Source organism: Photorhabdus sp. RW14-46 (assembly GCF_963887965.1).
GTDB lineage: Bacteria > Pseudomonadota > Gammaproteobacteria > Enterobacterales > Enterobacteriaceae > Photorhabdus > Photorhabdus laumondii.
This window is the reverse complement of the sequence record NZ_CAWPHH010000020.1, coordinates 38,857-51,699: the sequence shown is the minus strand read 5'-3', so window position 1 is coordinate 51,699 and position 12,843 is coordinate 38,857. Positions and strand designations below refer to the sequence as shown.

8 protein-coding genes are annotated in these 12,843 nt (G+C 42.4%); 1 reads left to right on the top strand and 7 read right to left on the bottom strand.

Translation table 11 applies throughout. The features are described 5' to 3' along the window. Positions 1-24 precede the first annotated feature (24 nt). From AACQ38_RS15755 to AACQ38_RS15725, 7 genes are all read right to left on the bottom strand, one after another. A complete protein-coding gene (locus AACQ38_RS15755) occupies positions 25-1,143 on the bottom strand; it encodes a hypothetical protein (RefSeq protein WP_165578564.1) in 1,119 nt (372 codons plus the stop codon). Between the two features lie 461 nt (positions 1,144-1,604). Beyond that, positions 1,605-2,720 carry a hypothetical protein gene (locus AACQ38_RS15750; RefSeq protein ID WP_165578563.1) on the bottom strand — a complete coding sequence of 372 codons (1,116 nt, stop codon included), beginning with the start codon at positions 2,718-2,720 and terminating at the stop codon, positions 1,605-1,607. A gap of 494 nt (positions 2,721-3,214) precedes the next feature. Continuing rightward, positions 3,215-4,339 carry a hypothetical protein gene (locus AACQ38_RS15745; protein WP_113026063.1) on the bottom strand — a complete coding sequence of 375 codons (1,125 nt, stop codon included), beginning with the start codon at positions 4,337-4,339 and terminating at the stop codon, positions 3,215-3,217. Positions 4,340-4,882: 543 nt separating this feature from the next. Then, a complete protein-coding gene (locus tag AACQ38_RS15740) occupies positions 4,883-6,010 on the bottom strand; it encodes a hypothetical protein (protein WP_165578562.1) in 1,128 nt (375 codons plus the stop codon). 427 nt (positions 6,011-6,437) lie between these two features. Further along, complete coding sequence (locus AACQ38_RS15735; protein ID WP_207631890.1) at positions 6,438-9,062, bottom strand: TonB-dependent receptor; 2,625 nt, start codon at positions 9,060-9,062, stop codon at positions 6,438-6,440. 86 nt (positions 9,063-9,148) lie between these two features. Then, complete coding sequence (locus tag AACQ38_RS15730) at positions 9,149-10,162, bottom strand: FecR domain-containing protein (protein WP_011145114.1); 1,014 nt, start codon at positions 10,160-10,162, stop codon at positions 9,149-9,151. Continuing rightward, entirely contained in the window at positions 10,141-10,644 is a 504-nt protein-coding gene (locus AACQ38_RS15725) for a sigma-70 family RNA polymerase sigma factor (RefSeq protein ID WP_041380584.1), read from the bottom strand. The genes AACQ38_RS15730 and AACQ38_RS15725 overlap by 22 nt, the downstream gene beginning before the upstream one ends. Before the next feature lie 962 nt (positions 10,645-11,606). Between AACQ38_RS15725 and AACQ38_RS15720 the strand changes: the two genes are divergently transcribed. Then, a complete protein-coding gene (locus tag AACQ38_RS15720) occupies positions 11,607-12,638 on the top strand; it encodes a hypothetical protein (RefSeq protein ID WP_011145116.1) in 1,032 nt (343 codons plus the stop codon). Positions 12,639-12,843: the final 205 nt, after the last annotated feature.

The window sequence follows — 12,843 nt, the reverse complement described above, 5'->3', positions numbered from 1 at the left end:
GTGCAAAGCTGGATTCATTCCAGATTATTTGATTGCTGAAGCGTCGATCAAGCTGCCTTTGAGGGATACCCAAGCGGACCACGATGGTGTGGCTTGCCAGATGTTCCAGAGTGCGTTATCGGTGCCACGCGCAAAAACTTCGAGCCGACCATCGGCGTCTTCCACTGCCGTTGGCGCGCTGGTGATCGTTCCATTTAACGTGGTCCAGTTAGACCACGGACCGGAATGGGAAACCGTTTGCCAGATGTGGTAGAGCGCGTTATTGGTGCCGCGTGCAAAAACTTCAAGCCGGCCATCGGAATTCTTCGCCACCGCAGGAGCACAGGTGATCACGCCATTCAACGAAGCCCAATTGGACCACGGGCCGCCATGGGGAACGGTTTGCCAGATGTGGTAGAGCGCGTTATTGTTGCCGCGTGCAAAAACTTCAAGCCGACCGTCAGCGGTGCCGATGACGACAGGATCGCTAGTGATTATACCACCGAGTGAATCCCAACCTGACCACTGATTGGAATCAGGAGCGGTTTGCCAGATGTGCCAAAGTGCATTATCCGTACCACGCGCAAAGACCTCAAGCCGGCCGTCGGAGTTGATATGAACCGCCGGGTTGCTGGTGATCACACCGTTCAAAGATTGCCAGCTTGACCACGGACCGGAATGAGCGGCAGTTTGTGAGATGTGCCAAAGTGCATTATCGGTGCCACGTGCAAAGACGTCGATCCGACCATCAGTGTTGACATATACCGCAGGGTTACTAGTAATTGTACCCCCTAAAGATTGCCAGTTTGACCAACCGGCATTAGCGGCGGTTTGCCAGATATGCCAGAGCGCATTATCTGTGCCACGTGCGAATACTTCCAATCGACCATCTGTATTGATATAAACGACAGGTTTGCTGGTTACCTTTCCGTTGAGCGAGATCCAGCCGGACCATGCAGAGCCTGAGTGTGCTGTTATTTGCTTGTTGTGCCACAAGGCATTGTCAGTGCCCACACCGAAAACTTCGATCCGACCATCGGAGGTGTTTTTTACCACTGAAACAATTTCAGACAAGGCGATTGCCGCGTTTTCGATTGCTACTTCACTTGCAACAAGTAGCTCGGCATTATCTGGCCTTGGTATATTAATAGGTTCTTCTTGCATATATATATCCTCGTTAGAAATAATTTTGCAGATTCACTAAATAGTCATTTAATAAGCGATATGTTTAATTCTTTGAATTAATATTCTCACTTTTTCTCTTTATTTTTTGAAGAAATAATCAATGTTTTATTTGATGCTGATTAATGGTCCGTGAAGTATTAAGTGGATGTGATGCTACATTATAAAATCTCGTGTGTTTATATATATTTTTACATACAGCCATTCAAAAATAATAAATTATAAATAAATTATTTTCCTGCTTTAAGGTTTCCTTTTACTTATATTTGAAAAATATATTTTTATCATAAATAACGGGAATGAACTTGAGTGAATACCCGGCTTGTGTGTCGAATATTGGGATAACATCAGCAAATTAGGTAATACTGGCCTGATGCGGGGTAGTGAATGTTTTCTCTAATGCATCAGGCCAGAAAATGACGCAGAATCTGGTTTCCTCCAGATTATTTTATCGCTGAGGCGTCGATTAAGTTACCGCCAAGGGAGGTCCAAGTGGACCACGATGATGTAGTTTGCTGAATATGACAGAGTGCGTTATCCGCACCGCGTGCAAAAACTTCAAGCCGGCCATCAGAATTCTTCGCCACTGTGGGAGCGCTGGTAATCACACCAGACAAAGAGGTCCATTCAGACCATGCATCCGATGTTGCCGTCTGCCAGATATGCCAGAGAGCGTTATCGGGGCCGCGCGCAAAGACCTCAAGCCGACCGTCGGCGTTGATATGCACCGCCGGGTCGCTGGTGATGATACCAGACAGTGACCGCCAGTTTGTCCAACCTGCATTAGGAGCGACCTGCCAGATGTGCCAGAGAGCATTATCGGAGCCGCGTGCAAAGACCTCAAGTCGACCATCAGAGTTGCTGATCACCACTGGATTGCTCGTTATCACACCACTCAGTGACTGCCAGTTTGTCCAAGGATAGGTATGAGAAGCCGTTTGCTTGATGTACCAGAGAGAGTAATCGTTGCTGCGTGCAAAGACCTCAGGCCGACCACTGGCGTTAACATATACTGTTGGATCACTGGTGAGCACGCCATTTAGTGACTGCCAATTAGACCACGGACCGGCATGAGGAGCGGTTTGCCAGATGTGCCAGAGGGCATTATCGGCACCGCGTGCAAAGACCTCAAGTCGGCCATCGGAGTTGATATATACCACTGGATTGCTGGTGATCTGACCACCTAAAGATTGCCAGCCTGACCAACCAGTACCGGGGGCGGTCTGCCAGTTATGCCATAACGCATTATCTGTGCCACGTACGAATACTTCCAATCTGCCGTCTGAGTTAATGTGAACGGCGGGTTTGCTGGTCGCTCCTTCATTCAGTGAGTGCCAGCCAGACCAGGAAGATCCGGTATTAGGTACCGTTTGCCAGTTGTGCCACACAGCATTGTTGGTGCCTACACCGAAAACCTCAAGCCGACCATCGGCGTTATTTGCCGCCGAGATAACTCTGGGTAACGCGGTCCAAGAGATTTCATTGGATATTTCTATTTCGTCTGAAATAGATGATTTGGTATTATCTGGCCCTGATGTATTAATAGATTCTTTTTTCATAATATATATCCTCTTTAGGTATCATTTTTTAGACTCACTAAATAGTCATTTAATAAACAGTGTATTTAATTTCACATTAATACTTCCGATTGCATTCTGTGTATTTTTATTCATAAAATGAATAAATGATATTTTATTTTGTGTTAAACTTTAATTATTAATTTATTGGGTTTAATTTTATATTATGGATGTCTATGTTTTGGATATGTATTTTCAAATACGAACATCTAAAAAACATTAATTATATATAAACTGTTTTCTTATTTTAAAGTTTTCTTTGTTTTCTATTTTAAGTCTGTTTTTTTACGGTTATATTTGTTTTTTTATTCAAAATATCTGATGATCGTTATTAAAGTACAAAATTCGTCATCTGGCTATTGGATTAATTCCAGCACATTAGGTAATACTGGCCTGATGCAGAGTCGTGAATGTTTTCTCTAATGCATCGGGCCAGAAAATTACGCATATGTTGTTCGAATTTGGCTCCTTTCAGATTATTTGATCGCGGAAGCGTCGATAAAAACACCACCGAGGTAGGTCCAATCAGACCACTGATTGGAATAGGGAACAGTTTGCCAGATGTGGTGAAGTCCGTTACCGGTATTGCGCACAAAGACATCAAATTGGCCATCAGAATTTTTCACAACTTCTGGGCCGCTGGAGAGTCCGCCACCTAATGAAGCCCAGTTGGACCATGAGCCTGAATGGGTATCATTTTGCCAGATGTGGAAGAGTGAGAGCCCTTTGTTGGCACCACGTACAAAGACTTCAAGTCGGCCGTCATAATTCTTTGCTACCACAGGGGCGCTGGTGATAATGCCACCCAGCGAGTCCCAGTTAGACCACTGACTGGAATAGGGGAAGGTTTGCCAGATGTGCCAAAGTGCATTATCGACACTACGCGCAAAGACTTCCAGCCGACCATCGACGGTGCAGGTGACTACTGGATCACTAGTGATGGTGCCGCCTAATGATTGCCAGCTAGACCATCCCGCATGGGGAGCAATTTGCCAGATGTGCCAGAGTGCGTTATCGGTACTCCGGGCAAAGACCTCCAGTCGGCCATCGGCGTTGATATGGACTGCTGGGTTACTGGTGATTATGTGACCTAGAGAACACCAGTTTGACCACGGACCGGAATGGGGAGTGGTTTGCCAGATGTGCCAGAGTGTGTTATCGGCACCGCGCGCAAAAACCTCAAGTCGACTATTGGCGTTGACGTATACCGCAGGGTTACTAGTAATCATGCCACCTAAAGATTGCCAGCCTGACAGACCGGCGTTGGGCGCAATTTGACAGTTATGCCATAGCGCATTATCGGTGCCACGTGCAAATATTTCTAATCGACCGTCTGAATTGATGTGAACGGCGGGTTTGCTAGTCACTTGTAAGCCAAGTGAGGACCAACCGGTCCAGGAAGAGCCTGTATGTGATGTTTGCTCATTGTACAACATTACATTGTCAGTACCCACACCGAAAACCTTAAGCCGACCGTTGGCGGTGTTAGTCACTGAGATAATACCAGACGCTGCGATGGCAGCGTTTTCGATTGCTACCTGATCTATAACAGATAGCCTGGTATTACTTAGATTTAATGTATGAATAGATTGTTCTTGCATATATATATCCTCTTTAGTAATAATCTTTCAGATTCACTAAATAGTTATTTAATAAACAAGATATTTAATTCTGTGAATTAATATTCTCACTTTTATTTTTAGAGAAATAATGAATGTTCTATTTGATACTGGTTTATGAACAGGAAAGTGTCAAATAAATATGATATTACATTATAAAACTACCTGTGTTTATATATTCACATGTATTTATTCAAAAATAATAAATTATAGATGAAATGTTTTCCTATTTTAAAATGTATTTTTATCATAATTGTTCTAGTTTTATTATAATTATCTGATAACCAAGCGGTTACTTTGTTAGAGATTACTTTCTAGATAATTCAATTAAAAGTCTATTTCAGATGGATAAAACTATATGTTTATCGTTAATAAAATACGAGAATGTCAGGTTTGCATATCGAATATTGGGATAACACCAGAAAATTGAAGTATTACTGGCCTGATGCAGAGTAGTGAATGTTTTCTCTAATGCATCGGGCCAGAAAATTACGTGTGTATTGTGCGAATCTGGCTCCTTTCAGATTATTTTATCGCTGAGGCGTCGATTAAGGTGCCGCCTAGGGAAGCCCAATCGGACCATTGATTGGAATGAGGAGCGGTTTGCCAGATGTGGTAGAGTGCGTTACCACCACCGCGCACAAAGACATCAAGTCGGCCATCAGCGTTCGTCGTGACATCTGGGCCGCTGGTGAGTCCGCCATTCAATAAGGCCCAGCCTGACCATGAACCGGAATGGGTATCATTTTGCCAGATGTGGTAGAGGGAGAGCTCTTTGTTGGCACCGCGTACAAAGACTTCAAGCCGACCATCGGAATTCTTTACCACCGCAGGAGCGCTGGTGATCACGCCACCTAATGAAGCCCAGTTAGACCACTGATTAGAATGTGGGGCGGTTTGCCAGATGTGGTGGAGTGCGTTATCGGTACCGCGTACAAAAACCTCTAGTCGGCCATCGACAGTGCGGGCTACCACTGGGTCACTGGAGAGAACGCCACCCAAAGAGTGCCAGCCTGACCAATAACCGGAATGGGGAGCGGTTTGCCAGATGTGCCAAAGTGCGTTATCGGCCCCGCGGGCAAAGACTTCAAGCCGACCATCGGCATTGATATGGACGGCTGGGTTACTGGTGATCACGTGGCCCAGAGAATACCAGCTTGACCACGGATTAGAGTGGGGAGCGGTTTGCCAAATGTGCCAGAGTGTATTATCGAGGCCGCGGGCGAAGACCTCAAGCCGACCATCGGCGTTGATATATACCGCAGGGTTACTGGTAATCGTTCCACCTAAAGATTGCCAGCCTGACCAACTAGCGTTGGGTGTGGTTTGCCAGTTATGCCATAACGCGTTATCGGAGCCGCGTACGAATACTTCTAATCGACCGTCTGAATTGAGATAAGCGGCGGGTTTGCTGGTCACACTTCCACCGAGTGAGCTCCAACCGGTCCAGGAAGCGCCTGTATGTGTCGTTTGCCCATTGCGCCACACTGCATTATCGCCACCTACACCGAAAACCTCGATCCGACCATCAGAGGTGTTCGCCACTGAGACAATGCCAGACGCCGCGATGGCAGCGTTTTCGATTTCAACCTCATTTGCATCAGATGATTCGGTATTATCTGGATTTGATGTTTTAATCGGTTCTTTTTTCATATATATATCCTCGTTAAAAATAATTTTTTAGATTAACCAAAAAGTCATTTAATAATTAATGTCTTAATTCTTTAAAATTAATCTTTTCATTTATGTTCTTATTTTTCTTAAAAAATAATGGCTAATATTTTATTTGAAATTAAGTTATGAAATTAATTTATGAAATTAAGTTATCGATAAGGTATGATTGTATATTATAAATCTCTATAGGCTGATATATATTTTTACATACAATCATTTAAAAACAATTAATTACATGTAAACTATTTCATTATTTTAAAGTTTCATTTAATTTCTATTTTAAATATATTTTGAAAGTTGCATTAATTCCAGAAAAATAAGGGAAAATAATTTATATCGCTTTCACCCTCGCCCTTTTACCAGAAAGTGGCATATCATGGATATGCCACCAGCTTAACGAATGAATTTAAAAATAAGTTGTGATACCGGCACGAAACGTTCTGCCCGGTGAAGGGATATAGCCGAGGCTAAGAGGTTGGATATAATATTTGTCGAACACATTATCCACACCGAGCTCAAATTCGACATGCTTATTTATACGGGCAGTCAGAGAGATATCGGCTACAGTTGCAGGCCGCCAAATAATGGGTGCCAACAGAGGAGCAGAACCGCGTCCTGGTTTTCCTGCTGGTACAGATCTTTGTCCATAATGGGAAACTCTGGCGTTGACAGATACATTGTCATTTAAAAATCGCTGTGTCAGATCGAGTGATACCGCATATTTAGGCGGAATATGATTAGTTGCATAATCCGAAGGGAGACTACGTGCGATGCACCCGTCATTTTCCGTACAGAATTTGACTTTTGTGTAGTAATTCATCGATAAACGCGCATCAAAGTGATCGCTATGGTAAACACTTGCCAATTCCAATCCGGCAAATTTAGCCTCTTTAATATTACTGATGTACATACTCCAGTAATCATCCATCCATGACCGGCTGATATAGTCCTTCACCCGGTTATCAAAGTAGGATATTGCAATATCGAAGCTATCATTTTGAGCAATGATATCCGGGAAGCGTGATGTCAGCCCGACTTCGATATTTTTTGAAATTTCAGGTTTTATATGATCGTCTACATTCATCATGTAGCCACGAATACCTTCAACCATTGATGGAAAACGTGGGGCGTAGGCATATTTGGCATGCAGTGCTGTTTCATGATTAAGTTCAAGCTTAGTGCCTACCCAATAGCCATGAGCATGGTCTCGCTTATTGTTGACTTTCCCAGAGGTGAGTTGTGGTAACCAAGAGCTACCCGGACGAGCTGGACTGTCATCTTCGATCTGATAGGATTTGTAATCCCATCCGCCCATTAGGGTCAGGCGGTCGGCAAGCATATAGTTCCCGCTCAGGAAAAAATGGCCTTCTTTACGTTCTCCTTCCCGATTAACGGCATATTTCCATTTACCTGCGCTTGGGCCAGTGCGTTCACGAATAAAGCTGGCACCGTAGTTCAACTCAATATCTTGCATTGAAAGATCAAATAATGAGGTGTTGCTCAAATTCACCCCGACTGTGCGCATGAATTTTTTATCACCGAGGGTATTATTTGCGGTTCGAGGGCGATCGTTAACCCGTGTTTGCCATACTCCGATATCCAAATTAATCCAGGGATTTGACGCAGGTTCCCATTTATAGTTGAGGCTGTGCCTGTTCATGTTGAGCCGTGTCAGTGGCCCCTGTTCCAAGATCATAAATGTTTGGCTCAGGTTTGCCATATCCGCGACATAGGATTCCCCGTAGAGATTTTGGTAATGGCTAATGATAGCCGAGATTTCATGACCATCGCCAAAACGAACTTTTCCTTTACCCAGTAATGACTGGCTATCTTCGGAAGTGTTAGGTACGGCATCTCCCATTGCGTACAGCGAATAACCGGCCATCTGTTCACTGAATTGTGGAATGCGGCAATCTTGTGGATCACTCTCACACAAATAGCCTGGCATGCCACGCTCCTTAGCGCCCGGTCCGTGTTTGCCAGAGTGGTAATTACCCCGCTTGCGCTGAGAAACACCAAACAGCAATTCATAGGAAGGTTCGGCAATCGCGAAAACAATACTCCCGGTGCGATTTTTAGCATCGAAAAGAGAGGTTTTTGATGGGGAAGGCCAGTCATTGCGTTGATAATCGTCAGGATTAGAATGGTTGTTCAACAGACTTCCTTTCAGGCGCACTCCTGCCTTTTGTCCATCGAGGAGGATATCACTGGCTTCAATGGTTTTTATCTCCACCGTTCCCCCAATAGCTCCCATACCGCCTTTTCCTGTCGGGCCTTTACTGATATCTACCCGGCCAATGAAATCGGGATCGATAAAGGAACGGTTGGAGACACCCTGATAGCCGCGGTAAAGCGCGGTCTGGTTAGATGCGCCATCAACAGTGGTTAGGACTCGGCCTTGTCCTTGCAAGCCTCGGATATTCACATCCAGGCTGCCTGAACTACGCGCTTCGCCGGATAATACCCCCGGTGTGATTTTGAAAATATCAACGGGGTGGATCACGCCGAATTTTTCGATATCTTTGCCTTTGATGGTGGTACTGCCGAACCGCAATGGTTCATTACCTGAATACCCGCGATTGCCAGCTACCGTAAGAGGATTTAGTACGATTACACCTTTGTTGGTCATCTTCTTTGTCATTTTTACTAGCGTGTAGCTGCCATCGGTACGTTGGGACAGTTGTAAATGACTGCCTGTGAGCAGTTGTACTAAACCTTGATGAGCGCTGAAACTACCGTTTAATGAAGGTGCTGTGAGTCCGTTGGTTAAATTCGGATCGAAGGAGAGCGCTGTCCCGGTTTGAGCCGCAAAGTGGGACAACGAATTGCCTAATGAACCTGGTGGAATATGAACGGAATAGAGTGTATCTGCTGGTGTGGTGGCGTAAAGGGAACGAGTCGGTAGCAGTATTAATGGTAATAACAGTGCGACTAAAGACTTTTTCTGCCAACGTGGTTGTGAATCTTGGCAGTCAACAGGATATGGCATAGTAAGTTTTTGATATAGCATAGTAAGTTTTTGATATAGCATAGTAAGTTCTCCATAACTTTTTCAGCTTCTTTTATTTCTATGCCGTATGAGATTGAAAAAAGTGTCAGTAAAAATGATTATTTTTATTAACTGGGTGAGGTGAGTGTAATCCAATAGCGGGTCAGGCGGCGTATTGAGAGCGGATAGGTTTGTAATAGCATATGCAGTGCCAGATCCGTATCCCGTAGGGGAAAAGCACCAGAAACCCGCAGATGAGCTACTGCATCATCGCAACGGATGATGCCGGAACGATAGCGATTCAGTTCAGTAACCACCGTTGCCAGCGGCAAGTTATCGGCTACCATCATGCCTTGTAACCAGCTTAGAGATGTTATTGAACGGGTATGTTGTGGGGCAACGGTAAATTGAGTGAAATGGGTTGCTTCTCCAGCATGCAGTATGTGTGGTAAACCGTTATCTGGCGTAATGCGAACCGCTCCTTCTACTATTTCCACCTGAGCGTGTGAGGCTTGTTGGCGGACGCTGAATTTTGTGCCCAATGCCACAATAACGCCTTGTTTGGTTTGTACTTTAAATGGGCGAGCTGGATGGCGGTTATCTTTATGGGTTTCAATATAGATTTCCCCTAGCTTTAGACTAATAAGCCGTTGGGTATCATCATAATGAACATCTGTTGAGCTTTGTGTATTTAAAGTGAGTTGGCTGTTATCCGGTAATGACCAGTGCTGGATTTGCCCCGTTTGGGTGTGATAATCGCCAGTGAGAAGCTGAAATTGATCAGATCGCCAAAAGAGTGATGATGCGCCAGCCGGTATTAACAACATAAGTGTAAGCTTTCTGATGGCTTCTCGACGGGAAAGGGGCTGTTTGTTATTTAACAGAGGTGAGGCGATATGCGGTGGTAAATGGTGTAACCGTGCTAACAGACACTGTGCGTGTTCCCAGGCTTGAGCATGTTCTGGACTTTGTGCACACCAGGCAGCGCAGGCATTCCGATCAGCTTCGCTGGCATGGCTATCATGTAAAATGGTCAACCATTCTGCGGCTTCGGCAAGTATCTTTTCAGAAGGTGTACTTGATAAAGACGATGTATCAGAGGAAGCCATACCAAGCCCTCTTATGCCATCGCTATCAGGCATTGATAAAAGCCTTGTTTCATATAACGTTTTACTGTGGACAGCGAAATATTCATCTGATTTGCAATATCTTCGTATTTCATGCCTTCTATCTGGGAAAGTAAAAAGACCGTTTGCACTGGCGTGGGGAGTTGGCTGAGCATAATATCAATTTCCTGAAGTGTTTCGAGGATGATAAGTTTTTGCTCTGGTGCGGGAATAAGCGGTTCAGGCAGACTGACGAGTAAATCCAGATAAGACTGTTCAAGTGAGCGGCGACGATACCAGTTAACCATCAACCCCTTAGCAATGGTGACAATGTAGGCACGGGGTTCATTAAGTTGCTGTGGTAAAGGTGAACGAAGTAATTTAACAAAAGTATCTTGAGTCAGGTCTGCGGCAGTTTCATCGCAGTTAAGGCGATGCTTAAGCCAACGAAATAGCCAATCATGATTGTGGACGTACATCCACTGGATCTGTTGAGTGTCTAAAACATTAACGGTCATTTTCATGCTATGCTATCAATGTAAATGCAAATCATTATCACTTTTGGTATGTTACAGGTAATTGCTTTCCGTTACCAATAAATAATGGATACGAACCCGCTGATCAAATGCATTTTTATTTACTATAAATAAAATTAATGAATTAATTTGTCGTTTTGATCATGATTGACAGGGCTAAATTATAAGGATTTTAAACAGAGATCGAGAATTTAAACTAAACATTCCTTTATAGTGCTATAGAATATGAGTAGTACTTCAAGGAAATTAAAATGACGATTAAGGAGTTAATGACGTATATTTTAAGGTTAAATCAATGGAGAAACTGATTATTATTTATGGCCTATACCCTATGGATTTCAAGATGCATCGCGACGGCAAAGGAGTGAATTCCCGGGAGCATAGGTAACTATGTGACCGGGGTGAGCGAGTGCAACCAACAAAGAAGCAACTTGAAAGATAACGGGTATAATTGATTTGATCTCTTGTTCATCCTCTATTGAGTTTTACTGTTAGCCGAGTATTTAAGGTGTTGAGAATATCTGAATAGTTATTTTTTTTAATAGTTTCAAGTTGAATTTAATATTAAAAATATTTTCACAAGGGAAAATTTTAAATCATTTTAGATTTAGGGGTATACCCAATAGATTTCAAGATGCATCGCGACGGAAAGGGAGCGAATCCCCGAGAGCATAGATAACTATGTGACCGGGGTGAGAGAGTGCAGCCAACAAAGGGGCAACTTGAAAGATGACGGATATAAAGTAATTATAATGTTGGGTTTATTGATGAGTGCCTAATATATCATGCAATTATCTTTTAATATTGATGTAATGTAGGCAGTTGGAATAATAAATTTGACATTCAAAAATAGCAAAATTCAGATATATAGCTATAATAGATGGTTATATATACGATAATTACAGTGGTTAATATATTAAAAGCTTAAGTGAACGAGGGATAAAATGGAAGGTACTTTAATTATTTGTGTTGATTCGATTCTGAGATTTCGTTCAGATTACGATACGACAATCGCTGTGCCGATGTTATCAGTTCAGGAACAGTTAGGTAAAAATGATCCGTTCTTTTTCTTGAAATATTTCAGAAATAAGGTCTTAATAGAAAAAGGAGTAACAATATCAAATATATTTCTCGCGATAGAACCGTGGCAGGCTATGCTAAGCACTTGGTTGGAAATTGATATTTCTGCTTACATTGCAGAGATTAGAAAGCCTTCGCAAGAAGAACCGATATTTGATTGGATCAGCATTCAGAGAATCACGTCGGTTCATCGGGTATATCAGCGAAAAGATATGAAAGATAATGAAAAACTGTCTGAATATTTTAATCGTGAACATACGCCGACAAAATATTTTAATATTGAATCAGTTTGTATGGCATCGGGTTATAGGAAAGGCGATAAAGAGCATTACAGTATCAGTGAATATATCCATGAAATTAAAAATATTCCAGTCATTGCCAGTGACAGGCAAATATTAATTGGTTATGATGATAATAATACGGATATTTTGAATGATAAATGTTTTGGTATATATGATAATAGAAATATCAAATATATACAGGGAACAACCTCGTTTGCGTTTTATGAATTGATGGAAGCTATTTTTAATGATGGCTTATTCTACAATTCACCGCAAACAGCTTGTCATAGCTTAGAAATGATAAAAGAGATGTTGGAAATTATAGATCGCGGAAATATGAATCACGAAAAGGATAATAAAGAATGTATTCTTCAACAAGAAAATAATAGTGGGAATATTAATGGAGGTAATAATGACAGAGAATTAAATGTTGAGTTTTATGATGGTGCTTTTGATCCGCTAATAGAACATATAGAAACAGAGAGGGAGTATTGGAATTATATAAAATTATTATGTCATTCGTATGGTCATTTGCCAGTAAGAATTGGTACGATTAATGAGGCTAAAGTTCCTGAATATCGATTCTATAACAATATTATAGATGATGAAAGTTAGCTTTTATGGATGAGCTATTTTTCATCATCAAGTATTAAAGTGCCAATAGATATTATATTTTGTTGGTTAAGTTGTTTATTTTACTTTTTATTTTAATTTCTTGGGTTTTTCATATCTGTGACCAAGTGGCATTGAATGATGAAATTTACGTTTTAGGGGATGGAAACGATGCTTTAGTATTTTACTTTTTCATGTATTGTGTTGG

Excerpts from the sequence above, each read along its gene's own strand:
- AACQ38_RS15755 (WP_165578564.1), bottom strand. The coding sequence starts at position 1,143 with ATGCAAGAAGAACCTATTAATATACCAAGGCCAGATAATGCCGAGCTA.
- AACQ38_RS15750 (WP_165578563.1), bottom strand. The coding sequence starts at position 2,720 with ATGAAAAAAGAATCTATTAATACATCAGGGCCAGATAATACCAAATCA.
- AACQ38_RS15745 (WP_113026063.1), bottom strand. The coding sequence starts at position 4,339 with ATGCAAGAACAATCTATTCATACATTAAATCTAAGTAATACCAGGCTA.
- AACQ38_RS15740 (WP_165578562.1), bottom strand. The coding sequence starts at position 6,010 with ATGAAAAAAGAACCGATTAAAACATCAAATCCAGATAATACCGAATCA.
- AACQ38_RS15735 (WP_207631890.1), bottom strand. The coding sequence starts at position 9,062 with ATGCTATATCAAAAACTTACTATGCTATATCAAAAACTTACTATGCCA.
- AACQ38_RS15730 (WP_011145114.1), bottom strand. The coding sequence starts at position 10,162 with ATGCCTGATAGCGATGGCATAAGAGGGCTTGGTATGGCTTCCTCTGAT.
- AACQ38_RS15725 (WP_041380584.1), bottom strand. The coding sequence starts at position 10,644 with ATGACCGTTAATGTTTTAGACACTCAACAGATCCAGTGGATGTACGTC.
- AACQ38_RS15720 (WP_011145116.1), top strand. The coding sequence starts at position 11,607 with ATGGAAGGTACTTTAATTATTTGTGTTGATTCGATTCTGAGATTTCGT.